The 24,078-nt window shown below is 70.8% G+C and carries 24 protein-coding genes and 1 tRNA gene; 14 read left to right on the top strand and 11 right to left on the bottom strand.

Going from position 1 to position 24,078, the window contains the following annotated elements; translation table 11 throughout:
* Window positions 1-3: 3 nt before the first annotated feature.
* On the bottom strand, window positions 4-606 hold the full coding sequence (locus H490_RS28670) for a DsbA family protein (RefSeq protein WP_017884962.1): 603 nt from the start codon (window positions 604-606) through the stop codon (window positions 4-6).
* 162 nt (window positions 607-768) lie between these two features.
* Here H490_RS28670 and pepN point away from each other — a divergent pair, with 162 nt between their 5' ends.
* The 3 genes from pepN to H490_RS28655 are packed head-to-tail and all read left to right on the top strand — an operon-like array spanning window position 769 to window position 4,720.
* Entirely contained in the window at window positions 769-3,354 is a 2,586-nt protein-coding gene (pepN, locus tag H490_RS28665) for an aminopeptidase N (RefSeq protein ID WP_017884961.1), read from the top strand.
* Entirely contained in the window at window positions 3,354-4,283 is a 930-nt protein-coding gene (locus H490_RS28660) for a mechanosensitive ion channel family protein (protein WP_017884960.1), read from the top strand. The genes pepN and H490_RS28660 overlap by 1 nt, the downstream gene beginning before the upstream one ends.
* Window positions 4,280-4,720 carry a globin gene (locus H490_RS28655; RefSeq protein ID WP_017884959.1) on the top strand — a complete coding sequence of 147 codons (441 nt, stop codon included), beginning with the start codon at window positions 4,280-4,282 and terminating at the stop codon, window positions 4,718-4,720. Before H490_RS28660 ends, H490_RS28655 begins: the two co-directional genes overlap by 4 nt.
* 78 nt (window positions 4,721-4,798) lie before the next feature.
* Here the strand turns inward: H490_RS28655 and H490_RS28650 are convergent, their stop codons facing one another.
* Genes H490_RS28650 through H490_RS28640 form a run of 3 tightly spaced genes read right to left on the bottom strand, consistent with a single transcriptional unit; the run spans window position 4,799 to window position 7,052 of the window.
* Entirely contained in the window at window positions 4,799-5,722 is a 924-nt protein-coding gene (locus H490_RS28650; RefSeq protein WP_017884958.1) for an NAD-dependent epimerase/dehydratase family protein, read from the bottom strand.
* Between the two features lie 41 nt (window positions 5,723-5,763).
* On the bottom strand, window positions 5,764-6,453 hold the full coding sequence (locus tag H490_RS28645; RefSeq protein WP_017884957.1) for a type 1 glutamine amidotransferase domain-containing protein: 690 nt from the start codon (window positions 6,451-6,453) through the stop codon (window positions 5,764-5,766).
* Window positions 6,450-7,052, bottom strand: a complete 603-nt coding sequence (locus tag H490_RS28640; protein WP_017884956.1) for a TetR/AcrR family transcriptional regulator — start codon at window positions 7,050-7,052, stop codon at window positions 6,450-6,452. The genes H490_RS28645 and H490_RS28640 overlap by 4 nt, the downstream gene beginning before the upstream one ends.
* Before the next feature lie 115 nt (window positions 7,053-7,167).
* Here H490_RS28640 and H490_RS28635 point away from each other — a divergent pair, with 115 nt between their 5' ends.
* Window positions 7,168-7,740, top strand: a complete 573-nt coding sequence (locus H490_RS28635; protein WP_017884955.1) for an HhH-GPD-type base excision DNA repair protein — start codon at window positions 7,168-7,170, stop codon at window positions 7,738-7,740.
* Window positions 7,741-7,746: 6 nt separating this feature from the next.
* On the opposite strand, the gene H490_RS28630 is transcribed toward H490_RS28635, so the two are convergent.
* The gene (locus H490_RS28630) at window positions 7,747-8,445 is read right to left on the bottom strand and encodes a FadR/GntR family transcriptional regulator (RefSeq protein ID WP_017884954.1); all 699 of its coding nucleotides are present in this window, start codon (window positions 8,443-8,445) and stop codon (window positions 7,747-7,749) included.
* Between the two features lie 172 nt (window positions 8,446-8,617).
* Here H490_RS28630 and H490_RS28625 point away from each other — a divergent pair, with 172 nt between their 5' ends.
* From H490_RS28625 to H490_RS28605, 5 genes are all read left to right on the top strand, one after another.
* On the top strand, window positions 8,618-10,231 hold the full coding sequence (locus H490_RS28625) for a GntP family permease (protein ID WP_238560353.1): 1,614 nt from the start codon (window positions 8,618-8,620) through the stop codon (window positions 10,229-10,231).
* A gap of 1 nt (window position 10,232) precedes the next feature.
* Window positions 10,233-10,790, top strand: a complete 558-nt coding sequence (locus H490_RS28620; RefSeq protein ID WP_017884952.1) for a gluconokinase — start codon at window positions 10,233-10,235, stop codon at window positions 10,788-10,790.
* A 72-nt stretch (window positions 10,791-10,862) separates the two neighbouring features.
* Window positions 10,863-11,897, top strand: a complete 1,035-nt coding sequence (gene gnd, locus H490_RS28615; protein ID WP_017884951.1) for a phosphogluconate dehydrogenase (NAD(+)-dependent, decarboxylating) — start codon at window positions 10,863-10,865, stop codon at window positions 11,895-11,897.
* A gap of 97 nt (window positions 11,898-11,994) precedes the next feature.
* Window positions 11,995-12,067 (top strand) — tRNA-Arg (locus tag H490_RS28610).
* Window positions 12,068-12,186: 119 nt separating this feature from the next.
* On the top strand, window positions 12,187-13,041 hold the full coding sequence (locus tag H490_RS28605; protein WP_031290221.1) for an SDR family NAD(P)-dependent oxidoreductase: 855 nt from the start codon (window positions 12,187-12,189) through the stop codon (window positions 13,039-13,041).
* A gap of 234 nt (window positions 13,042-13,275) precedes the next feature.
* On the opposite strand, the gene H490_RS28600 is transcribed toward H490_RS28605, so the two are convergent.
* From H490_RS28600 to H490_RS28585, 4 genes are read right to left on the bottom strand one after another with little or no spacing between them, the layout of a single operon-like run.
* A complete protein-coding gene (locus tag H490_RS28600) occupies window positions 13,276-14,037 on the bottom strand; it encodes an ABC transporter permease (protein ID WP_017884948.1) in 762 nt (253 codons plus the stop codon).
* Complete coding sequence (locus H490_RS28595; protein WP_017884947.1) at window positions 14,034-14,834, bottom strand: ABC transporter ATP-binding protein; 801 nt, start codon at window positions 14,832-14,834, stop codon at window positions 14,034-14,036. The genes H490_RS28600 and H490_RS28595 overlap by 4 nt, the downstream gene beginning before the upstream one ends.
* The gene (locus H490_RS28590; protein WP_017884946.1) at window positions 14,831-15,214 is read right to left on the bottom strand and encodes a DUF1048 domain-containing protein; all 384 of its coding nucleotides are present in this window, start codon (window positions 15,212-15,214) and stop codon (window positions 14,831-14,833) included. The genes H490_RS28595 and H490_RS28590 overlap by 4 nt, the downstream gene beginning before the upstream one ends.
* Window positions 15,211-15,543, bottom strand: coding sequence for a PadR family transcriptional regulator (locus tag H490_RS28585; protein WP_017884945.1), 333 nt, complete (start codon window positions 15,541-15,543; stop codon window positions 15,211-15,213). Before H490_RS28585 ends, H490_RS28590 begins: the two co-directional genes overlap by 4 nt.
* Before the next feature lie 235 nt (window positions 15,544-15,778).
* On the opposite strand from H490_RS28585, the gene H490_RS28580 reads away from it, so the two are divergent.
* Window positions 15,779-16,999 (top strand): MFS transporter, encoded by a 1,221-nt coding sequence (locus H490_RS28580; RefSeq protein WP_017884944.1) that lies wholly within the window; start codon window positions 15,779-15,781, stop codon window positions 16,997-16,999.
* 161 nt (window positions 17,000-17,160) lie between these two features.
* On the opposite strand, the gene def is transcribed toward H490_RS28580, so the two are convergent.
* Window positions 17,161-17,724, bottom strand: a complete 564-nt coding sequence (gene def, locus H490_RS28575; protein ID WP_031290220.1) for a peptide deformylase — start codon at window positions 17,722-17,724, stop codon at window positions 17,161-17,163.
* A 126-nt stretch (window positions 17,725-17,850) separates the two neighbouring features.
* Between def and orn the strand changes: the two genes are divergently transcribed.
* Both orn and H490_RS28565 read left to right on the top strand, forming a co-directional pair.
* On the top strand, window positions 17,851-18,489 hold the full coding sequence (gene orn / locus H490_RS28570) for an oligoribonuclease (RefSeq protein WP_017884942.1): 639 nt from the start codon (window positions 17,851-17,853) through the stop codon (window positions 18,487-18,489).
* Between the two features lie 417 nt (window positions 18,490-18,906).
* Complete coding sequence (locus H490_RS28565; RefSeq protein WP_152424314.1) at window positions 18,907-21,240, top strand: putative bifunctional diguanylate cyclase/phosphodiesterase; 2,334 nt, start codon at window positions 18,907-18,909, stop codon at window positions 21,238-21,240.
* 68 nt (window positions 21,241-21,308) lie between these two features.
* Here the strand turns inward: H490_RS28565 and H490_RS28560 are convergent, their stop codons facing one another.
* Complete coding sequence (locus tag H490_RS28560; RefSeq protein WP_017884941.1) at window positions 21,309-22,163, bottom strand: hypothetical protein; 855 nt, start codon at window positions 22,161-22,163, stop codon at window positions 21,309-21,311.
* Between the two features lie 229 nt (window positions 22,164-22,392).
* Here H490_RS28560 and H490_RS28555 point away from each other — a divergent pair, with 229 nt between their 5' ends.
* Together H490_RS28555 and H490_RS28550 are read left to right on the top strand one after the other, a co-directional pair.
* Window positions 22,393-23,139 carry a GNAT family N-acyltransferase gene (locus H490_RS28555; RefSeq protein WP_017884940.1) on the top strand — a complete coding sequence of 249 codons (747 nt, stop codon included), beginning with the start codon at window positions 22,393-22,395 and terminating at the stop codon, window positions 23,137-23,139.
* Complete coding sequence (locus H490_RS28550) at window positions 23,139-24,071, top strand: ThiF family adenylyltransferase (RefSeq protein ID WP_017884939.1); 933 nt, start codon at window positions 23,139-23,141, stop codon at window positions 24,069-24,071. The genes H490_RS28555 and H490_RS28550 overlap by 1 nt, the downstream gene beginning before the upstream one ends.
* Window positions 24,072-24,078 lie beyond the last annotated feature (7 nt).

Raw genomic sequence — 24,078 nt, 5'->3', positions numbered from 1 at the left:
CGATCAGAACTGCGGACCGACCGTGCGACCGCGCTTGAGCTCGTAGAAACCCGGCACGGTCGCAGCGGCGACGATGCCGTCCCACAGCTGCAGGGCGGTGTCGCCCGTCGGCGCGGGCGTGACCACGGGACCGAAGAACGCGACGCCGTTCACGGAGATGATCGGCACACCCACATCGGGGCCCGCGATCTCCATCGCGTGGCCGGTGTTGGCGCGCAGCTGCGCGTCGCTCTGCTCGTCATCGGCCGCTGCGGCGAGCGCTGCGGGCAGGTCGAGCGCTTCGAGCGAGTCGGCGATGATCGCGTCGAAGTCCGTGCGCCCGCCCGGGTGCACGCGGGTGCCGATCTCGGTGTAGAGCGGGCCGACGACCTGCTCGCCGTGGGCCACGCGCGCGGCCTCGACGACGCGCCCGAGTCGGTGCCCCTGCCGGTGCGCATCTCCGTGGCGGTCGTTCTGGCCCTCGTTGAGCACGGCGAGGCTGATCGGGTGCCAGGCCACCTCGAAGCCGCGCGCCTCGGAGACCTCGGCGACCCAGCGACTGGTCATCCAGCACCAGGGGCAGATCGGATCGAACCAGAACTCGACTTCGGGTGTGGCGTTGCTCATGGGCCCAGTCTACGACCCGCCGCCGCCGCCCGGAAGGAGGGGCCGCTTCCTGAGTCCGGCCATAGCGTCCGGGCATAGGCTGGTGCCGATACTTCCCATCGTGCGGGCCGATCCTTCGCGAGATCCGGCCCCGACACAGAACGTAACGCCCGAAGGAGCACCGTGTCCGGAGAGAACCTGACCCGCGTCGAAGCGCGCGATCGCGCGACCATCGTCACGACCGAGAGCTACGAGGTCGAGCTCGACCTCACCACCGGGGCGGAGACCTTCGCCGCGGTCACCACGGTGCGCTTCGGCGGACGCGCAGGCGCCTCCACCTTCATCGATCTCATCGCCGATTCGGTCGAGAGCGTCGAGCTGAACGGCCGCGCACTCGATCCGGTATCGGTCTTCGCCGACTCGCGAGTGCAGCTCCCCGAACTCGCCGAGCAGAACGTGCTGCGGATCGCATCGACCCAGCGCTACATGAATACGGGCGAAGGCCTGCACCGCTTCGTCGATCCGGCCGACGGCGAGGTCTACCTCTACTCGCAGTTCGAGGTGCCCGACTCCCGCCGCATGTTCGCGGTGTTCGAGCAGCCCGACCTCAAGGCGACGTTCCGGTTCACAATCACGGCTCCCGCCCGCTGGCAGGTCGTGAGCAACCAGCCGACGCCCGAGCCCGTCGCCGCGGGCGAGAAGGCCGGCGCGCAGGGCGACGACTGGGCCGAGCAGGCGATCGCCACCTGGAGCTTCGAGCCCACCCCGGTGATGTCGAGCTACATCACGGCACTCATCGCGGGCCCCTACCGCGTGGTGCGCAGCGAGCTCACGAGCCGCGACGGCCGCACCATCCCGCTCGGCGTCTTCTGCCGCGAGTCGCTGGGCGAGCACCTCGACGCCGACTACATCTTCGAGAAGACGCGCGAGGGCTTCGCGTTCTTCGAGGAGCAGTTCGACTACCCGTACCCGTTCGACAAGTACGACCAGCTCTTCGTGCCCGAGTACAACATGGGTGCGATGGAGAACGTGGGGGCGGTGACCTTCACCGAGGCGTACGTGTTCCGCAGTCAGGTGACCGACGCCATGCGCGAGCGCCGCGTGGTCACGATCCTGCACGAGCTCGCGCACATGTGGTTCGGCGACCTCGTGACGATGCGCTGGTGGAACGACCTGTGGCTCAACGAGTCGTTCGCCGAGTACATGTCGACGCTCGGTGTGGCAGAGGCGACCGAGTGGAGCGACTGCTGGACCACGTTCGCGGCCTCCGAGAAGTCGTGGGCGTACCGGCAGGATCAACTGCCCTCGACGCACCCCATCGTCGCCGAGATCCGCGATCTCGAAGACGTGCTCGTCAACTTCGACGGCATCACCTACGCGAAGGGCGCGTCGGTGCTCAAGCAGCTGGTGGCCTGGGTGGGGCGGGAGCCGTTCATGCGCGGCGTGCACGACTACTTCGTGAAGCACCACCACGGCAACACCGAGCTGGTCGATCTGCTCACCGAGCTCGAGGCGCAGAGCGGCCGCGACCTCGCGGAGTGGTCGAAGCTGTGGCTCGAGACGGCGGGTGTCAACACGCTGCGCCCCGTGTTCGAGCTCGACGACGCCGGCCGCTACGCCTCGTTCGCGATCGAGCAGAGCGCGGTCGCCGAGTACCCGACGATCCGCCCGCACCGCATCGCGGTGGGCCTCTACTCCCTCGTCGACGGCTCCCTGCGCCGGGTGCACCGCGTCGAGCTCGACGTCGACGGCGCTCGCACCGAGGTGCCCGAACTGTTCGGCGCCGAGCAGCCCGAGCTGCTGCTGCTGAACGACGACGATCTCACCTACGCGAAGATCCGCCTCGACGAGCGCTCGCTCGACACCGCCGCTGCGCGCCTCGGGGCCATCGACGACTCGCTCGCTCGCGCCCTCGTGTGGGGCACGCTCTGGGACGCGACCCGCGACGCCGAGTTCCCCGCCTCCCGCTTCGTCGACATCGTGCTCGCGCACATCGGCCGCGAGACCGCGTCGACCACGCTGCGCACCGTGCTGGGCCAGCTGCTGCTCGCGGCCGCGAGCTACGTGGATCCCGCGCAGCGCGAGACCTCGCTCGCCCGGGTCGCCGACGGATTGCAGGGCCTCGCCGAGACGGCGGAGCCCGGCTCCGACGCGCAGTTCCAGTTCGTCAAGGCGTTCGCGCAGCTGGCGGCGAGCGACGCGCACCTCGACCGGGTGCAGAGCCTGCTCGACGGATCGGCCCCGCTCGAGGGCCTCGAGATCGACACCGATCTCAGCTGGGAGCTGCTCACCGCGCTCGCCGCCGGCGGTCGTGCCGACGCGGATCGGATCGAGCGCCAGCTCGAGACCGACCGCACCGCGAACGGCAACCAGTCGGCCGCGCACGCCCGCGCCGCACTGCCCACCGCCGCCGACAAGGAGCGCGCCTGGGCCTCGGTGTTCGATGAGAGCGACAAGCCCAACGCGATCGTGCGCGCGACCGGCGCGGGCTTCACGCGCGCCCACGACCGCGCGCTACTCGAGCCGTTCATCGACCGCTTCTTCGCGGCGCTGCTGCCCGTCTGGGAGTCGCGCAGCTACGCGATCGCCGAGGAGCTGATCGACGGCTTCTACCCGGCCCCCCTCGCGAACGTCGAGCTTGCCGAGGCCACGCGCGCCTGGCTCGCCGCCCACGTCGACGCGCCCGCCGCGCTGCGCCGCATGATCGTCGAGCACCTCGCGGGCGTCGAGCGCGCGCTCCGCGCACAGCGGGCGGACCGGGAGGCCTGATGGCGGCATTCCGGTTCGAGGGCGTCGAGGACGTGCCGGAGGTGGTCGGCAACGCGTTCGTCGACTTCGTGACGGCGTATCAGGTGCCGTTGCGGATCCTGCTGATCGTCGCGGTCGCGGTGGTGCTCAACTGGGTGCTCCGCAGGATCCTCATGCGCACCGTCACCCGCATCGTGCAGGGCGTGAAACGCGCGCAGGACGTCGACACCACCTCGGAGATCCAGGCCGCGCCCTACGTGAACGCGCGCGCCGTGCAGCGCACGCGCACGCTCGGCACCGTCGGCCGCGCGGTGATCACCTGGGTGGTGGTGGTGATCGCGCTGATCCTCGTGCTCTCCGAGCTCAGCGTGAACGTGGGCGCGCTCGTCGCCTCCGCCGGCATCGTGGGCGCGGGCCTCGCCTTCGGCGCGCAGAACATCGTGAAGGACATCCTGAACGGGATCTTCATGGTGTTCGAGGATCAGCTCGGCGTCGGCGACATCGTCACGATCGGCGAGGTGAGCGGCACCGTCGAGGACGTGGGGATCCGGGTGACCCAGGTGCGAGCGATGGATGGCACGCTCTGGTTCGTGCGCAACGGCGAGATCCTCACCCTCGGCAACTCCTCCCAGGGGTGGGGCCGCGCGCTCATCGACGTGACGGTGCGCGCCGACAGCGATCTCGCCGAGGTGGAGCGCGTCACGCTCGAGACGGCGAAGGGCCTCGTGCACGACCCCGCGATCGCCCGGAAGATATCGGGCGAGCCCGAGATCTGGGGTGTGGAGAGCGCCTTCGGAGACCGCGCCACCCTGCGGCTCGCGGTGCGCACGCGCCCCGAGGCGCAGTGGGCGGTGCAGCGCGCGCTGCGCGCCGCACTGATCCGCCGCTTCCAGGAAGCGGGCATCCAGCTCGCCACCGAGCTGCCGAAGTACCCGGGAGGTGCAGCGTGAACGAACAGCAACCGCCCCCGCCGAGGCTGACCCTGCGGGCGAGCGAAGAGGGGCCCGCGGTGACCGACACCCTCTGGGCCCAGGTGGGCGGCACCGAGACGTTCGAGCGCATCGTGCGCGCGTTCTACGCGGGCGTGCGCGAAGACCCGGTGCTCGCGCCCATGTACCCCGACGCCGACTGGGAGGGCGCGATCTGGCGGTTGCGCGCCTTCCTCGAGCAGTACTGGGGCGGGCCGACGACCTACTCCGAGCAGCGGGGTCATCCGCGGCTGCGCATGCGTCACGCGCCGTTCCCCGTCACGCCCGACGCGAAGGAGCGGTGGCTGAAGCACATGCACGCCGCGCTCGACGAGGCGGCGCTGCCGCCGATGCACGATGCCGCGTTCCGCGACTACGTCGAGCGGGCCGCGCTCGCCATGGTCAACCGCTTCGAGTAGCCGGCGATCACGGCGGCGGGTCTGGCCCCGGTCTGCCCCTGGGCGCCGGGCCAGACCCGGGCCGACCGCCGGCGCCCGTCACCCCTCGCCGAGCATCTCGGCGATCCCCGATCGATAGTCGGTGACCTCGAAGCCCGGGAACCGCGTCGCGAACTTCGACGAGTCGAAGACGTTGTCCTGGCGATAGCGCGGCAGCAGTTCGGCCGCCTCCTTGACCGCCGGGCTGACCAGCCCGCCCAGCTTGAACACCCACTCGGGCACCGTGGTGAACGCGATCTCCCGGCCGGAGATCTCGGAGGCGATGCCGATCAGCTGCGCGTAGGTGAGGCGATCCCGGTCGATCGGCAGGTGCCACGTCTGCCCGTAGGCGTCGGGGGTGTTGCCGATGAGCGCCATGGCCCGGCTGGCGTCCGGAGTCCAGATGAGGCTGCGCTTCGCGCGGGCGTTCAGCGGGACGAGGGGCCGCTTGCCCTGATCGATGCGATCGAACACGGCCGAGTTGGTGAGGCTCTGCGTCTTGCCCGGCCCGTAGAACTCGGGGGCTCTGCAGATCACGGCGTCGATCGCACCGGCTTCCATCTCGCGCAGCAGCATCGTGGCGATCCGGGCCCGCACCGTCGCCTTGCGCCCGACCGGCTCGAACGGAGTGCGCTCGGTCTGAGGCGCGGCGGTGCGGGGGTACATGTAGGTGTTGTCGAAGAACACGAGCCTGCTGCCGTGCTTCTGGCAGGCCGCGATCGTGTTCGCCATCATGGTGGGGAACTTCTGCTCCCAGAGGGTGGAGTCCATGGGCAGGCCGACGGTGAGGTACACGACGTCGCTGCCCGCCACGGCCTGATCGGTGGCCTCGGCATCCATGAGGTCTGCGGGGACGAGCTGATCGGTGTCGTGGATCTTGCTGGGGTTCCTGCTCACGAGGCGGATCTCCTGAGTGAAGTTCCGGTGGAGTTCGCGGGCGAGCTCTTCGGCGATCTGGCCGCCGGCTCCGAGTATCGTCTGCATGGTGTGTCTCCCTGGTCGATTCGGTGTGGTCGTGCGGCGCGTCAGAGAAGCGCTGAGACCGCCGCCGCGGTCTCCTTCGCCGAGCCGGGGTTCTGCCCGGTGACGAGCCGCCCGTCGACGACCGTGTTGGAGACGAACGGCAGCAGGGCCTTCGAGTATCGCGCGCCGCGCGCTTTCATGCGCTCCTCGACGTTGTAGGGCACGAGTTTCGACACGCCCGCGAGCACTTCCTCCCGCCAGGAGAACCCGGTGATGCTGCGGCCGGCCACCAGATGGCCTCCGTCGGAGAGTCGGGTGTTCAGCAGGCCGCAGTAGCCGTGGCAGACCGCCCCGACGACGCCACCGCGCTCGAAGATGTCGCGCGTGATCCGCTGCAGCCCCTCGCTGCCGGGGAAGTCGAACATCACCGCGTGGCCGCCGGTGAAGTAGATCGCGTCGTAGTCGGCCGAGTCGACCTCCTCGGGGGCTGCCGTATGCTCCAGCAGCGCCATCCGCACCGGATCGCGATACCAGGACTTGGCGGAGCCGTCGAGGTTCGGGAAGGCGAGCGATCGGGGTTCCAGAGGCGATCTGCCGCCTGCGGGGCTCACCAGGGTCTGCTCGAAGCCCCGCTCGGCGAAGACGTCGAAGGCGTGGGTCAGCTCAGAGAGCCAGAGGCCGGTCGGGTGCGACGGGTCGGCGTCGTAGCGGTCGACGTTGGTGACCGCGATCAGTACGCGTCTGGAGGTCATGAGGCCCTCGATTCGGGATCGGATGATGGGGAGGGGGTGACTGCGGCGAAGGTCGCGCGCACGCGCTCGTCGACGGCGCTCGGGTCGGCATTCGGCAGCTTGCCGTCGAGGTGCAGGAAGGCGAGCCCGTGGGCGAGCGACCAGCCGGCCGTCGCCAGGGCGACGGGGTCGGCGTGCGGGAAGATGTCGGCCATCACACTCTCGAGGTACTCGTGCAGGGCCCCGGCCGCGCGCACCCGATCGTCGTCCTGCTCGTCGCACTCCCGCCCGAACATCAGCCGGAAGAGCGCCGGACGCCGCAGGGCGAAGCGCACGTACCCGACCGCGAGCTCGGCCACGTCGGCGGCGCATGCCGGCGCACGCCCATCGCCGGTGATCGCGTCCATCAGCTCGTGCAGGCCGTGCACGGCCAGCGCCGACTCGAGCGCGTCGCGATCGGCGAAGTGCCGATAGGGCGCGGCCGTGGACACGCCCGCTCGCCGGGCGATGGCGCGCAGCGAGAACGACTCGCCGGCCTCGAGCATCTCGAGGGCGGCGAGCACCAGCGACGCCCGCAGATCGCCGTGGTGGTATGCCGCCCGAGCGGATTCGGAGCCCATCGATACCCCTTCACAAAGTAAGCACTGCTTACATTAGCACGGTCTCCTCGGATCCGACCCATCCCGCGGCGCAGCGCCGCAGCGCATCGGGAGCCCCGGATGCGATACTGGGGCCATGGATCTGCACCTCACCGACGACACCGAGGCCGACCGCCTGCTCACCGACAACCCGCTCGCGCTCCTGATCGGCATGCTGCTCGATCAGCAGGTCGCGATGGAGGTCGCATTCTCGGGGCCGCTCAAGATCGAGCAGCGGATCGGCGCCGTCGATGCCGCCGCCATCGCCGACTGCGACCCCGACGACTTCGCCGCCGCCTTCAAGCAGTCGCCCGCCGTGCACCGGTTCCCCGGGTCGATGGCGGCGCGGGTGCAGACGCTGTGCCGCACGATCGTCGACGAGTGGGGCGGCGACGCCTCGGCCATCTGGCAGCAGGATGAGCCCGACGGCAAGACGGTGCTGAAGCGCCTCAAGGCGCTGCCTGGCTTCGGCGACCAGAAGGCGAAGATCTTCCTCGCGCTGCTCGGCAAGCAGTGCGGCTTCGACGGCGCCGGCTGGCGGGAGGCGTCGACCCCCTACGGCGAGGAGGGATCCTTCCGCAGCGTCGCCGACATCACCTCCCCCGAGACCCTGCTCAAGGTGCGAGAGACGAAGCGCGCCGCGAAGGCAGCGGCGAAGCAGCGGGGCTGACGCCGCTCAGCCGCGCCCCTCGCGCAGCATCGCGACCGCCGCCTCGTCCACGATCGAGCGGGCGCAGGCCTCGGCACGATCCGCGTCGCCCGCCCGCACGGCCGCGGCGACCTCGCCGTGCAGCGCGAGCGCATCGGCGCTCGCGACGTGCGGCATGAGCGCGTGGTGGGTTCGCCCCTCGAGCACGGCCACGACGACGCTGCCGAGGCTCGCGAACATCGGATTGCCCGAGGCCTCGAGCAGCGTGCGATGGAAGGTGATGTCGTGGGCGAGGTACTCCTCGGCGTCGGCGGATCGCGAGGTGCTCGCCATGCCCACGTAGGCGGCCGCCAGCTCGCCGCACTGCACGGGGGTCGCGCGGTGCGCGGCGAGGCGCGCCGCAGCCGGCTCGACCGCCGCGCGGAGCTCGCTGAGCGTGCGGAGCAGCTCGGGGCGCTCGGGGCCGTCGAGCCGCCACCGCAGCACGCGCTCGTCGTAGGGCTGCCAGGAGCTCGAGGGCTGCACCGTGATGCCGATCCTCTGCCGCGCGGTGACCATGCCGAGCGACTCGAGCACACGCACCGCCTCGCGGATCACGCTGCGCGAGACGCCGTGGGCCGCGGCGGCCTCCTCGACCGAGAGCCGCTCGCCGGGGGCGCGCAGCCCTGCGGCGATCTCGGCGCCCCAGCGTTCGGCGATCTCGGCGTGCAGCGGTCCTTGACTCACACCCTCAGCTTACGGTTATGAACAGAGTTCATTCCACGCTCCCGAAATATACACGACTTATTTCCGAAGCATTCTTGAAATAAACTGCTTATTTGGTTAGTCTCGCTTCAGCCGCCTCGGCAGCCGCTCCGCAGGATTCCACCCGGAGCCCGAAGAAGGATAAGGAACGAGGATGTTTCCCACGAGTCTCTTCCCCATGGCCGACGAGGTGGTCCCCGTCGGCTCGGACGCGCAGCTCATCGTCGCGGCGCTCGCCGGCTTCGCCGTCATCATCCTGCTCATCACCTGGCTCAGGGTGCACCCCTTCCTCGCGCTCACCATCGGCGCGCTGGGCGTGGGCATCGCAGCCGGCATGGAGTCGCTGCAGGCCCTCACGAGCTTCACTGCGGGCTTCGGCTCCACCGTCGGCGGCGTCGGCGTGCTCATCGCCCTCGGCGCGATGTTCGGCAAGCTGCTCGCCGACTCCGGCGGCGCCGACCGCATCGTCNTCATCATCCTGCTCATCACCTGGCTCAGGGTGCACCCCTTCCTCGCGCTCACCATCGGCGCGCTGGGCGTGGGCATCGCAGCCGGCATGGAGTCGCTGCAGGCCCTCACGAGCTTCACTGCGGGCTTCGGCTCCACCGTCGGCGGCGTCGGCGTGCTCATCGCCCTCGGCGCGATGTTCGGCAAGCTGCTCGCCGACTCCGGCGGCGCCGACCGCATCGTCGACACGCTCGTCAAGCGCTCCAGCCCGCGCATGCTGCCGTGGACCATGGGCCTCGTCGGCGCCGTCATCGGCCTGCCCATGTTCTTCGAGATCGGCCTCGTGCTGCTGATCCCGATCATCATCCTCGTCGCCCGCCGCTCAGGCCTCGCCCTCATGAAGATCGCGATCCCCACGCTCGCGGGCCTCTCGGCGATGCACGGCCTCGTCCCGCCCCATCCCGGCCCCCTCGTCGCCATCGACACGCTCGGCGCGAACCTCGGCCTCACCCTCGCCTTCGGCGTCATCGTCGCGATCCCCACCGTCATCGTCGCGGGCCCCCTCTTCAGCACCTACGCCGCCAAGTGGGCCCCGGTGCCCGTGCCCGAGATGTTCGTCGGAGCCGATGGCGACCAGGCGGAGGCTCGCCCCCGCCCCTCCTTCGCGGCGGCGCTCACCGCGATCCTGCTGCCCGTCGTGCTGATGATGGTGAAGGCGCTCACCGAGGTCTTCGTCGCCGAGCCGAGCGGCTTCTGGTGGAGCATCATCGACTTCCTCGGCACGCCCGCCATCGCACTGCTCATCACCCTGATCTTCGGCATCTTCGTGCTCGGCGGCGGCGCCCGCATGACCCGCTCCAGCGTCTCGAAGACGCTCGAGGAGAGCCTGCCTCCCATCGCCGGGATCCTGCTCATCGTGGGCGCGGGCGGCGCGTTCAAGCAGGTGCTCATCGACACCGGCATCGGCGAGGTCATCACACGGGCCGTGATCGACAGCGGCATCTCGGTGCTGCTGCTCGGCTGGGTCGTGGCGGTGCTCGTGCGCGTCGCCACCGGCTCGGCCACGGTCGCCACCGTCACCGCCGCGGGGCTCATGGCTCCCGTCGCCGCGACGCTCCCCTCGCCCGAGGTCGCCCTGCTCGTGCTCGCGATCGGCAGCGGCTCGGTGTTCCTCTCCCACGTCAACGACGCCGGCTTCTGGCTCGTCAAGCAGTACCTCGGCACCAACCTGCCCCAGACCTTCAAGACCTGGAGCGTGCTCGAGTGCCTCATCTCGGTCGTCGGCCTCATCGGCGTGCTGCTGCTGGACCTGGTGGTGTGACATGGCGCAGAACGACACCCCGACCGTGCTCGTGCTGATGGGCGTCTCCGGCTGCGGCAAGTCGACCCTGGCGGGTCTCCTCGCCGGCGCGCTCGGGTGGGATCTCGCCGAGGGCGACGACCTGCATCCCGAGGCAAACGTGGCGAAGATGGCCGCGGGCGAAGCGCTCACCGACGAGGATCGCTGGCCCTGGCTCGACAGGATCGCCGAGTGGATCCGGGATCGCCAGCAGGCGGGCATGCCCGGCATCGTCACCTGCTCGGCCCTGCGGCGCATCTACCGCGACCGCATCGGCGGCCACGGCGTGCTCTTCGTGCACCTCGAGGGATCGCGCGACGTGGTCTCCGAGCGGCTCAGCCGCCGCCTCGACCACTTCATGCCGCAGAGCCTGCTCGGTTCGCAGTACGCGACGCTCGAGCCCCTCGAGCCCGACGAGAACGGCATCGTCATGGGCGTCGACCGCAGCCCCCGCGAGCTCGCGTCCGACATCATCCGACGCCTCGGGCTGCGCCGGCTGCCCGGGGCCACCGAGGCCATCACCACGATCCCGAGCGACTGACCGGCCCCGCCCCAGCATCCGCACCACGCCGCACCACCCCGCACCACGCCCACGCACCAGGAGGACCCCCTCATGCACTTCGGCATCATCGGACTCGGCCGCATGGGCGCGAACATCGCCCGCCGCGCCATGCGCGTCGGGCACGCGTGCGTCGCGTACGACGTCGACCCGCGATCCGTGGAGGCTCTCGCCGCCGAGGGGGCGAAGGGCGTCGCCGGGATCGCCGAGCTGGTCGAGGCGCTGCCCGCGCCGCGCGTGATCTGGCTGATGATCCCGGCCGGCCTCACCGGCGAGGCCGTGGCCGAGACGGCGCGGCTGCTGAGCGCCGGCGACATCCTCATCGACGGCGGCAACTCCCACTACCGCGACGACGTGCGCCGCGGCCGGGAACTCGCCGAGCGCGGCATCCACTACGTCGACGTCGGCACGAGCGGCGGCGTCTTCGGGCTCGAACGCGGCTACTGCCTCATGGTCGGCGGCCCCGACGAGGCCGTCGCCGCCGTCGAGCCGCTGCTGCGATCCCTCGCCCCCGGCGCCGGCGACGTGGCCCGCACCCCGGGCCGCGAGGGCGAGCACAGCCCCGAGGAGCTCGGCTACCTGCACTGCGGTGCGACCGGCGCCGGCCACTTCGTGAAGATGGTGCACAACGGCATCGAGTACGGCATGATGGCGGCTTTCGCCGAGGGCCTCAACCTGCTCGAGCACGCCAACGCCGGCGCCGAGCGCGACGAGCTCTCCGCCGAGCACGCCGCCGAGGTCGCCCCGCTCGACGAGCCCGAGCTCTACCGATTCGACATCGACACCTCGAGAGTGACCGAGCTGTGGCGGCGCGGATCGGTGGTCTCGTCGTGGCTGCTCGACCTCACCGCCGCCGCGCTGCGCGAGAACCCCTCCCTCGACGGACTCGCGGGTCGGGTCGCCGACTCGGGCGAGGGCCGCTGGACCGTGAAGGCCGCCATCGACGTCGGCGTGCCCGTGCCCGTGCTGGCGGCGTCGCTGTTCGAGCGCTTCTCGTCGCGGGGCGAGGATCGCTACGCCAACCAGGTGCTCTCGGCGATGCGCCAGCAGTTCGGCGGCCACCGCGAGCTGCCCGACGCCCGAGCGTAGCGACTGCCAGGAGGGCGGCCGCGGCGGCCGCCGCCGCGATGGCCGATCGCGCGCGGCCGCGCCCCGCTGCGCCCCGCTGCGCTACGCTGGAACCCTTGCCTCCGTAGCTCAGTGGATAGAGCAACGGCCTTCTAATCCGTCGGTCGCAGGTTCGAATCCTGCCGGGGGCACTCACCGCTCCGCTTCGACGCGCACCGGCCGGGCGCCCCGAACCATGCCGGAGGCCCCTGGAACACGCACGGCTCGCTCGTTAGGCTGGGGAAAAGCAGCGCGAGGCGAGGAGCGGGCGATGAGCGAGAGTCGAGTAGCGGTGGTCACCGGGGCGGCGAGAGGGATCGGCCGCGCCTCCGCGGTCGCACTCGCCAGAGCCGGGTACCGCATCGCGGGCGCAGACATCGCGGCGCCCGTCAGTTCCGCGATGGACTACGAGCCCGCGACGCCCGACGATCTCGCCGAGACCGGTCGGCTCGTCGAGGAGGCCGGCGCCGAGTGGCTGCCGGTCGTCTTCGATCAGCGCGACAGGCGCGCCGTCCGCGAGGGCTTCGCACAGGTCGCGGATCGGTTCGGCGGCGTCGACGTGGTGTTCGCCAACGCCGGGATCCAGGGGTTCGCCCCACTGCTCGAGATGAGCGACGAGCTCTGGGATGACCATATCGACATCAACCTCACCGGCACAGCGAACGTGCTGCGCGCGGCCGCGCCCCTGCTCCTGGAGCGCGGCGGCGGGCGCATCATCATTACCTCATCGACTCAGGGCCAGCACGGCACCCTCGACGGCTCCGGATACTCGGCGTCGAAGTGGGGGCTGCTCGGCCTCATGAAGTCTGCCGCGCTGGAGCTCGGGCGGTACGGGATCACCGTGAACGCCGTGATCCCCGGCCTGATCGACACGAAGCTCACGCGGCACGAGGATCGCTACGCGCAGATCATCCGCAGCGGCGGCAACGAGCCGAGCGGCGACGTGGGGCAGGACGAACGGGCGGCAGCGGCGGCGCAGCGCAAGAAGCTGCCCCTGGGGGTGCCGTGGGTGGAAGCCGACGACGTTGCCCCGCTCGTCGTGTTCCTCGCGTCGGAGGAGGCCCGCACGGTCAGCGGCACGAGCTTCGCCGCGACGGGCGGCGACAGCGCCAACATCACCGCGTGACGGGGCGCGCCGAGGCGGCGCGAATCGAGGCGGGGCGTGCGAACAGGATCCCGGTGCGCAGCCCGGGTCCGGCGGAGCCGGGCTCGGGAGCCGAGTCGAGCCAGCTGCATCCCGACGAATGGTCGAAAAGGGCACCGCCGAGGCGCGAGCCGAGCGCTTTTCGACCACTCGCGCCGGTCGCCGCGGCGCGGGCCACGCGACGCGCGACGCGCGTGCCGCCCCGCGCTCGGGCGCCTAGCCTGCCCGACGCAGGTACAGCACGATCGAAGCGCCCGCCGCGGCGACGAGGATCCCCGCGCACCAGGCGAGCGCCACCCAGATCTCGCCGCTCACGGGCTGCTGCGCGAGCAGGCCGCGGATCGCGTCCACGATCGACGTCACCGGCTGGTGCTCGGCGAAGAACCGCACCGGCGCGGGCATGGTGCCGGTCGGCACGAAGGCGGAGCTGACGAAGGGCAGGAAGATCAGCGGATACGAGAAGGCGACCGCCCCGTCGAGGCTCTTCGCCGCGAGGCCGGGGATCACCGCGATCCAGGTGAGCGCGAGCGTGAACAGCACCAGGATCCCGAGCACCGCGAGCCACTCCCCGACTCCCGCGCCGCTCCTGAGCCCCACGAGCAGCGCGGCGGCCACGACGACCGCGAGCGAGACGAGGTTCGCGACGAGCGAGGTCAGCACGTGCGCCCAGAGCACCGACGAGCGTGCGATCGGCATCGACTGGAAGCGCTCGAAGATGCCGGTGTTGAGGTCTTGGAACAGGCGCATCGCGGTGTAGGAGACGCCCGACGCGACGGTGATGAGCAGGATGCCGGGCAGCATGTAGTCGACGTAGGGGGTGGTTCCGGTGTCGATCGCCCCGCCGAGCACGAAGACGAACATCAGCATGATCGCGATCGGCATCACGGCGGTGGTGATGAGGGTGTCGGGGCTGCGCAGCACGTGGCGCAGCAGCCTCGCGTGCAGCACACCGGTGTCGTGGATCAGGTAGCGGTTCACCGTTCCTCCTCTCGGCTGCCGGCCCCGATGACCGCCAGGAACACCTCTTCGAGCGAGGGCTGCTTCTCGACGTACTCGACGCGAGCCGGCGGCAGCAGCTCCTTCAGCTCTTGCAGGGTGCCGTTCGCGATGATCCGGCCCCGATGCAGGATCGCGATGCGATCCGCGAGCTGCTCGGCCTCCTCGAGGTACTGCGTGGTGAGCAGCACCGTCGTGCCTCCGCGGGCGAGCTCGCGCACGGCCTGCCAGACCTCGAGCCGGGCCTCGGGATCGAGCCCGGTCGTCGGCTCGTCGAGCAGGATCACCTCGGGGTCGCCGATCAGGCTCATCGCGAGGTCGAGGCGCCGCCGCATGCCGCCGGAGTACGCCGAGGCCCGCCGATCCCCCGCCTCGGTGAGCGAGAAGCGCTGCAGCAGCTCGCGCGCCGCGCGCTCGGGATCCGGCAGGTGCCGCAGCCGCGCCATCAGCACGAGGTTCTCGAGCCCGGTGAGCACGCCGTCGACCGCGGTGAACTGCCCGGTCAGGCTGATCGCGCGGCGCACCTCGGCGGGCCGGCTCGACACGTCGAAGCCGGCGACGGAGGCCTCGCCGGAGTCGGCGCGCAGCAGGGTGGTGAGGATCCGCACGAGCGTGGTCTTGCCCGCGCCGTTCGAGCCGAGGAGCGCGCAGATCGCGCCCCGTTCGACCGCGAGGTCGACGCCCCGCAGCACCTCGACCGCGCCGAACGACCGGGTGATCCCGCTCATGCGGATCGCGGGGGCCGGGAGCGCCTGGGAGGCCCGTGCGGCGGCGCTCATGGCCTCCGACCTCCGTCGACATCGTCGGCGCCGTCGAGCGCGTCGATCGCGGCCGCAAGCCGGCGCCGCTCCTTGTTGATCCACTGCCCCTCCGAGTAGTTCGCGAGGAAGGTCTCGGCGAACGCGACCGGATCGTCGCCGACGACGGCGCGCACCGGAGTGCCGTCTGCTGCGGCCTGCTCGAAGAGGTCTGCGAGGTCCTCGGTCATGCGCACCAGCACCTCCCCCTTCGATACGGCGCCGAAGTGCATGAGGTAGCGCTCGACCGCTTGGGTGGCCGTGCGGTAGTCGGCTGGCAGCGTCTTGATGCGCGCCTGGCACTCGCGCCAGCGGCGCTTCTCGCCGAGGTCGCCGAGGATGGTGTCGAGGAATGTGCTCATGAGGCTGCTCCCTGTCGAAGTTGGGTGATGCGGTCGGAGAGGAAGCCCCACAACTCCCAGAACTCGTCGAGGTAGGCACCGCCCCGCGCATTGAGGGAGTACACCTTGCGCGGCGGGCCCTTCTCGGACGGGGTCTTGGCGACGGCGACGAGACCTCGCTGCTCGATGCGCACGAGCAGGGCGTAGACGGTTCCCTCGGCGATGTCGGCGAAGCCGAGCTCTTGGAGCCGTGCGCGGATCTGGTAGCCGTAGCTCGGCTGTCCGGAGATGATGGCGAGCACGATGCCCTCCAGCACGCCCTTCAGCATCTCGGTCATCTGCCGCGCCACGGCCCCGCCTCTCACTACATAGCATTACTGGGTACCACTACACCGTAACGCTAAGTAGCGGTCCCCGCAACCAGCCCGGCGCCGCGCCGCTCGCGCGAGACCAGCCCGCACCCCGCGAGTGGTCGAAAGATGCCCCGCCTCCGCGAGCGACGAGCGCTGATCGACCACTCGCGCGGGCACAGCCCGCGGGCCGCGCAGGCCGGGCGCTCCGAGGGCGGGCGGGTAGGATCGTCGGATGCGCGACACCACCCGACCCCGACTCCCCTTCGAGGTCTGGGCCCTCGTCGCGGGCGGCTTCACGGTCGCGCTCGGCTACGGCGTCGTCGCGCCCGCGATCCCGCAGTTCGCGCTCGAGTTCGGCGTCTCGGCGTTCGCGGCGTCGGCCATCGTGAGCGCCTTCGCACTCATGCGCCTGCTCTCGGCACCGCTGGCGGGCTGGGTGGTCGGCCGCTTCGGCGAGCGGCGCACCTACACGGTCGGCATCCTCATCGTGGCGCTCTCGACGGGAGCCGCGGCATTCGCGGCCGACTACACGCAGTTCGTGGTGCTGCGCGGCCTCGGCGGGGTCGGCTCGACCATGTTCACGGTCGCGGCCACGGCACTGCTCGTCAAGGTGAGCCCGCCCGACGCGCGCGGCCGCGTCGCGAGCCTCAACGCGGCGGGCTTTCTGCTGGGTGGCCTGCTCGGGCCCGTGTTCGGCGGCATCGTGGCGAGCTTCGGGCTGCGCGCGCCGTTCGTGTTCTACTTCGCGACTCTGCTCGCCGCGGCGACGGTCGTGGCGGTTGCGCTGCGCCATTCCCGGGCAGCGGGCGCCCCGGTGCCGCTGAGCGGCGCGGAGGCGGAGGCCGGCTCGGCGCTGCGGCTCGGCGAGGCCCTGCGGGTGCCGCAGTACCGCGCGCTGCTGCTGTCGGTGTTCGCGTTCGGGTGGGCGTCGTACGGAGTGCGAGTCTCGGTGCTGCCGATCCTCGTCGCGGTCGCGTTCGGCGGCGACGCGACGGTCGCCGCCTGGGTGCTCGCCGCGTACGCCGCCGGCAACGCGATCCTCATCTTCCCCTCGGGCCGCTGGAACGACACCCTGGGCCGCAAACCCGTGCTCATCACGGGCATGGCGGTGCTCGCGGTCACCTACGCCGCGGTGCCCGCCTCCCCCGGGGTCTGGACGGCGGCGGCCGTGATGTTCGTCGCGGGTGCGGGATCGGCGCTCGTCAATCCGGGCCAGCAGGCGGTGCTCGCCGACGTGCTGGCGCAGCGCCGGGGCGGGCAGGTGGTCGCGGGCTACTCGATGATGAGCGATCTGGGCGGCGTGCTCGGGCCCGCCGTCGCAGGCGCGGTAGTCGACCTCGCGGGCTTCGGCTGGGCGTTCGGGATCACGGCGGCGCTGCTCGTCGCAGCGTCGATCGCGTGGTCGCTGATCCCGGACTCCCGCGGCCTCGCCCCCGCGGATTCGGCCCGCTGAAGCGGTCCGCCCAGCTCCACCCCCTGCAGAATCGCGGAGTCCCGTATCGGCGGGTTCACGCCGCGGGACGCGGCGATCCGGGCCTCCGCGTCTTCCGGGAGAGCGCGCAGCAGCGAACTCGCGGGGCTCGGCGCCGGACGTCGGGCCGCGAGGGCGGGCGCTCAGCCTTCGAGGTCGTCGAGGCCCGGCAGCCAGCTCAGGCCGGGGCGGCCCCAGCCGTTCCTGCGCTGCGCCTTCTGCGCGCCGCGGTTCTCGGGGTGCACCAGCCGGTCGACGTACAGCAGGCCGTCGAGATGGTCGAACTCGTGCTGCAGGATGCGCGCGAACCACCCGCTCGCCCGCACCTCGAACGGCTTGCCGTCGATGTCGTGCGCGCGCAGCAGCGCGCGCGGCGAACGACGCAGGGCGAAGCGCTCGCCGGGGAACGACAGGCAGCCCTCGACCTCGTCCTCGCCGGGCAGGCCGGGCTCGATCGGCGCGATCCACAGCTCGGGGTTCACGGCGACGCCCTCGGCGGGCGCCTCGTCCTGGTCGTCGTACATCCACACGAAGATCCGCTTGCCGACGCCCACCTGCGGGGCGGCGAGGCCGACGCCCGGCGCGGTCACGGTCGTCTCGAACATGTCGTCGACGAGCGTGCGGAGGCCGGCATCGAACTCGGTGACGGGGGCCGCGGGACGATGGAGCACGGGTTCGCCGGAGATCACGATGGGAAGAACTGCCATGTGCACCAGTGTAGGGGCGGGCTGCGCGGCGCCGGCGGTAGACTGGTGCGGTTCGGGATCGGCGATCCCGAACCGCACAGAGCAGCCAGCTACGAGCAATTACGCATCGGGGAACGAGGAACGACCGTGTCGAACGTGCCAGCGGATCAGATCGTCTGGATCGACTGCGAGATGACCGGTCTCGACGTGGATCAGGACGGTCTGTGCGAGATCGCGGTCATCGTGACCGACTTCGAACTGACGCCCCTCGACCCCGGTTTCGAGGTGATCATCAACCCGGGCGCCGAGGCGCTGGCGCGGATGAACGACTTCGTGCGCAAGATGCACACCGAGTCGGGCCTGCTGCCCCGCATCGAGAACGGCCTCTCGCTCGAGCAGGCCGAGCAGCAGGTGCTCGACTACCTGCGCGGGCTCGTCACGCCCGGCCGTCGCCCGCTCGTCGCGGGCAACACGATCGGCATGGACCGCCGCTTCATCTCGAAGTACCTGCCGGGGCTCGACGAGCGACTGCACTACCGCAGCATCGACGTCTCCACGATCAAGGAGTTGAGCCGCCGCTGGTATCCGGCCGCCTACTTCGGCGCTCCCGAGAAGCGCGGCGGCCACCGCGCGCTCGCCGACATCGCGGAGTCGATCCAGGAGCTGGCCTACTTCCGCAGCACCGTGATGGCCGCGGGGCCCGGCCCCGACAAGGCCGCGTCCGAGGCCCTCGCGCAGACCGCGAGCGCGCGGTATGCCCCCATCCTCGACGGCCTGCAGCAGTAGCCCGAGGGCGTCGTCGAGCCCTGAGCCCGGCTCGCCTCCGCCCCGTCGCCGCACGCTTCGAAGCGCCGGATCGGCGGGGGCGTCCCTCCGCGTGCGAACAGGGGTGAGCGTGGCGTCCTTCTCTCGCCAGGCGCAAGACGCCGTCTCAGTAACCGACACCTGCTGACGAAACGGCGGCGCGGCCGCATTCCCCTCGCCGACCCGCCCGCGTGACACTCCGTCGCAGCGGCGAACCCCAGATTCTCGAGGCCCCCGCAGAACACAGGCGATCACCGGCCTCGCGACGCGAAACGCCGTTCGCGGGCCTGCGGAAAGCACTCCCCTCGCGCGCTCCGCGTGCCATGATTGACCTTGCGAAACCGCAGCGGCCGCGTCTCGACAGCCGCGTGGAGTGTGCGGACATCAAGAGGAGGGCTAGTGTTCAGGCTCATGGATACGACGAGGCGGGGCAATCTCTTCGCCGCCCCCTTCGTCGTATTGGCTCTGGCCGTCATCGGCTACGGCGTCTACCGCCTGATCGGCTCGGTGCCCGAGTCCTGGACGCTCGTGCTCACCGTCATCGCGAGCGTGATCATCTGCGGTCCGCTCCAGCTGCACGTGGGCCGCTCCCCCGGCTTCCCTCTCGTCGGCGTCGCGATCGCGATGCTCGCGATGCCGCCGATGGAGGAGCTCACCCTGCTCAACGTGTCCATCTGGGCGACGGGTCTGCTGATCTCGCAGACGTTCATGCGTCGCAACCTGGTGCACGCGCTCTATCTGACCGGCCTGAGCTCGGTCGCGGCCCTCGCCTTCGTGCTGGTCCAGGCCGCGCTGATCGATCTCGGGGTGTGGCTGCCGCTCGACTTCCTCGCCGCGACCGCCGTCTACTACGCACTGTTCCTGCTCGGCGAGTTCGCCCGGCAGTGGAGTGGCGCCGAGCCGGATCGCAGCGTGCGCCTCTCCACGATCGACCCCCTGCGGCTCGGACTGGTCGTGCTCGTCGTCGCCGCGACGGCGACCGCCATGGCCTACTTCGACTCCGAGGTCATCCCCTGGCTCGAGCAGGATCCCACGGCCGACCTCACGCCGCTCATCGTGCTGCTCGCGGCCTCGCTCTTCTACATGTTCGCGCAGCGCACCCGGTTCGCGGGCATCGAACGCCGACTCAGCGCGCTCGTGGAAGCGGCCGTCGAGCTGCCCCGCGTCACCGCCGAGGGCGGGCTCGCCCCGGCCCTGCTGAGCCGGGTGCAGACCATCGTGCAGGCCAAGCAGGTGGAGCTGCGCGACGGCGGCCCCGAGCGCAATGAGATCGGCGCACCGGTGCAGCTCGAGTTCGGGCGGGAGCAGTATGTGATCGCGTCGCAGAAGGCCGGCGGCGCCCCGTTCGAACGCGAGGACGAGCGCGCCCTCGTCACCCTCGCCCACGTGGCGAGCGAGACGGCCCGCGCTCATCACGAGGTCGAGACCCTCGAGCGTCGGGCGAACAGCGACGCCCTGACGGGGCTGCCGAACTACGGGGCGTTCCAGAGGGCACTCACCGACGCCAACGAGAACCGCTCCTACCACGAGGGCATCGCGCTGCTCTTCATCGACCTCGACAACTTCAAGAAGCTCAACGACAGCCACGGCCACCGCACGGGCGACGAGCTGCTCAAGGCCGTCGCCGCGCGGCTGCGCGAGGAGGCGGGCGGCGGAGACTTCGTCTCGCGCGTCGGCGGAGACGAGTTCGTCATCATCTTCTCGGACCTCGACAATCTGGAGCAGGCGAAGGCGTCGGCCGACCGGATCATCGAGGCCGTCGCCCAGCCGCTCATCATCGAGGGGCATCACGTGCGCCCCGCCCTCAGCGCCGGGCTCGCGTTCTCGGGCCACCGCGAACTCGACGCACAGGCTCTCGTCGAGGACGCCGACCGTGCGATGCTGCACGTCAAGCGCTCGCGGCGCCGGGGCGGGCGGGCCTCGGGCAGCGGCGTGAGCGTCTCCTCCCACCGATCGACGCGCACCAACGAGATCGTCGCGCGGGCGATCCGCGAGGATCGGCTGCTCGTCGCCTTTCAGCCCATCGTGAGCCTCGATCGCGGCGAGATCTGGGCGTTCGAGGCGCTCGTGCGATACGTCGATCCCGAGATCGGCCCCATCTCGCCGCCCTCGCTCGTCGCACGCGCCAAGAGCCTCGGTCTCATGAACGAGCTCACGAGGCGGGTCATCACCAAGGCGCTCCACGCGGCCGACGAGTTCCACCGCGTCGAGCCGGGCATCAGGTGCATGACCATCAATCTCGAGCTCGGCCAGATCACGGAGGCCGAGCTCGGGCCGTTCGTGCGCAATGCGGCCCGCACGCACCCCGATATCTCGCTCTGCGTCGAGCTCAACGAGCGCTCGCTCCACGCGGTCACCGACGAGCTGCGGCGCGACGCCGAGGTGCTGCAGGCGGCCGGCGTGGTCATCGCGCTCGACGACTACGGCTCCGACGCCTCATCGGTGGGCGCACTCGTGCACTTCCCCATGAACATCCTCAAGATCGACAAGAGCCTCATCGACGGTCTCAACGATGCGCGGCAGCGCGAGGTCATCAAGGCGCTGCAGGGCTTCGGCGACAACCTCGGGTACACGGTGATCGTCGAGGGCGTGGAGACGCACGAGATGGCCGAGGTGCTCACGGGTCTCGGCGTGCGCAGCGCGCAGGGCTACCACTTCGGCCGTCCGCTCTCGTTCGAGCAGGCGATGAAGCGCCTGCGCCGCTCGGGGGCGGGTGCCATCGTCGACGCGTAGCGGATCGGGTTCGGGATCCGGATTCCGACCTCATCCGGCGCCACCCACCCTCGATGACAGGCCTCGGTTCAGTACCCCGAGTCGGGATCGGGGTCGGGAGTGACGTCGATGCCGCCGCTGAGCCGCGCGACGGCCTCCTGCACGTTGAAGTCGGGGTCGGGCTCGATGAAGGCGTCGACCACGCCCACGAAGGCGAGCGCGGCCACCGACCAGGTCTCGTCGCCGCGATCGGTGACGAAGTCGAAGTGGGACTCGACGAGGGCGGGCACCGTTGCACGCACGATCCCGAGCCCCTCGATGACCGAGGCCGCGGCGACGACGAACGGCTGGTAGTCACCGTGGAACTGGGGCTTCAGGCGGTACCCGACGGTGGGAAGCACGTTGCGGTAGAAGCTCTCCATGGTCTCGACGAAGGCGAGTTCGCTCGCCCTGAGCGCGTCGATCACCCGCGTGCGGGTCGCCGCGTGAGGCCACGACATGATCGTCGTGGAGAGCGCGGCGTAGGTGCGCCACTTGTTCGAGGCGGTCACCACGTCGAAGTTGTACTGCGCGGCGGTGCGAATGATGTCGATGAGCACCCTGCGGCGCCCCTCGCCCGACCGCAATTCGTCGACCCGCATGCTGAGGTGCTGCCAAGTGCTCAGCAGCGTCTGCGAGTCGGCGCGATCATCGCGGGCCTGATTCGCCAGTTCGCAGAACAGGTCGGCGAGGAACGCGTCGGGGGTCGGCCACACCCGCGAGAACTGCTTGGCGGTCACTCCCGCCTCCGACGAGAGCTGCTCGATGAGCGCGCCGCTCAGCCCCAGGGAGAGTCCCACGGACTCCACGTGACGGGTCGCGCTGACCAGCACCCTGGTGCGCACATCGTCGGCACCCGACACGGTCGACGGCCCGGTCGCCTCGCTCCGACTGTCCTCAGGCACGACGGCCCCCTCTCTCCGACTTCGCAGTCGCTTCATCGTACCAATTTGGGCGGCCTCATCACGGCTTTTCATGGCCGCGTCTTCCACGACGATGCGGTCGCATAGGGCAGAATAGAACCTCGACCGGGCCGTTCGAGTTCGGAGTCCGGGGGAAGCATGAGCGGGTCGTCGCGGTTGGGGCGGAGCAGCACACAGGAGGTCCTGACCATTGTCACGCATTGATCGCACGGTGACGAATCACGCAGTGATCCCCGTCGTCGCCTCGGCGCTGTTCGCCGAGAACACCGGCGCGCGGCTGGCCTGCGGCGTGATCGCCGCCGACGGAGCGCCCCTGCCCGGCCTGGAGGCGGAGTACGCGGCGCACTTCCAGCTGCGCAGACGGGTGTACGTCGACCAGACCGGCCAGCTCGACGCGAGCGAGCTGCAGCCGGACGGCACCGACCGCGACGCCGACGACGCCCGCTCGATCACCTTCGGCGTGTTCGAGAACCACCGCTCGGGCGTACGGGTGCTCGGGGTGTCGCGCCTCATCATCCGCGGCGAGCAGGAGCTGCCGGTCGAGGAGTTCTGCCCCGACTCGTTCGCGCCGGGCGAGCTGACCCCGAAGAGCGTCGAGGTCTCGCGCGTCATCGCGCGCCACGAGTCGGCCGCGGTGCAGGATCTCGTGCAGTGGCACCTGTTCGCGGTCATGCTCGCGTACGTCGCGAGCCATCGCCTCGAGCGCACCTTCGCGATCATCGAGCCCTGGCTGGAGCGCCACCTCAGGAGCATCATCGCGATCGCGGCGATCGGCGAGCCGCGCTACGTCGAGCACTACCTCGACTACAACGTGCCCATCGAGATCGACATCCCCGCCTCCGCCCGGCTGGCGAACGCCCGGGAGGGCGGTGTCGTCGACCGGTACCGCGCCGCGGAGCCGGCGATGAGCTTCTTCGGCCGCGTCGCAGGCGGCTCCTGCCGCGAGCAGGCCGCCTGATGAGGAGCATCTCCTCCCCCGAGTTCGCCCGGAACTACGGTTTCTGGAGCGAGCTGGAGCAGCGAGCGCTCATGGAGGCGCGGGTCGCGATCGCGGGAGTGGGCGGCGACGGGTTCCAGCTGGGCCTCAAGCTCGCCCGCATGGGGGTGTCGAAGTTCAGCATCGCGGATCCCGAGGTGTTCGAGCCCGAGAACGTCAACCGGGTGGAGGGCGCCACCACCTCGTCGTTCGGGCGTCGCAAGGCCGAGGTGTTCCGGGAGCGCGTGCTCGACATCAACCCCGACAGCGAGGTCGAGGTCTTCCTCGACGGTGTGACCGCCGAGAACATCGATCCGTTCATGCGGGGCGCCTCGCTGGTGCTCGACGAGTCGGAGCTCACGAAGCCCGAGATCGGCACGCTCATCGCGCGTCGCGCTCGGGCGCAGGGCATCCCGGATCTGCTCGTGATGAACGTGGGCTTCGCCGCGCAGGTGACCTCGTTCGCGCCGCGGTCGCCGTGGACGTTCGAGCGCTTCATGGGCTTCACCGCCGACACGCCGCTCGACGAGATCGCCGAGACGGGTGTCGATCTCTCGCGCTGCCTGCCGTACATCCCGGGATACACCGATCTGCGATCGCTGCAGGCCGTGACCGGAGAGGGCGGGGCGGCCCCCGCACCGCTCCCCTCCATCTCGATCGGCGTCGACGCCGCGTCGGCCATCGGCAGCGCTCAGGCGTTCCTGCACCTGACCGCGGGAGTCGCGAACCGTCGCCGCTCGCCGGTCTGGGCCCCGCGCATCGCATACACCGACGCCTACGCGCTGCGCACGCGCATCGTGCGCGCCGGACGGCCGTCCCACGTGCGGCACCTGCTGCTGGCCGCGGCACGGCAGCGGGTCGGCCTCAACCCGCGCGCCGACTACACGCTCGCGGACATCGCCCGCCGATCCTGACCCCGCC

This window comes from Leucobacter sp. UCD-THU (genome assembly GCF_000349545.1).
In the GTDB taxonomy this organism is placed as follows: Bacteria; Actinomycetota; Actinomycetes; order Actinomycetales; family Microbacteriaceae; genus Leucobacter; species Leucobacter muris.
The sequence above is the reverse complement of the archived record's forward strand: the minus strand, read 5'-3'. Positions and strand labels throughout refer to the sequence as shown.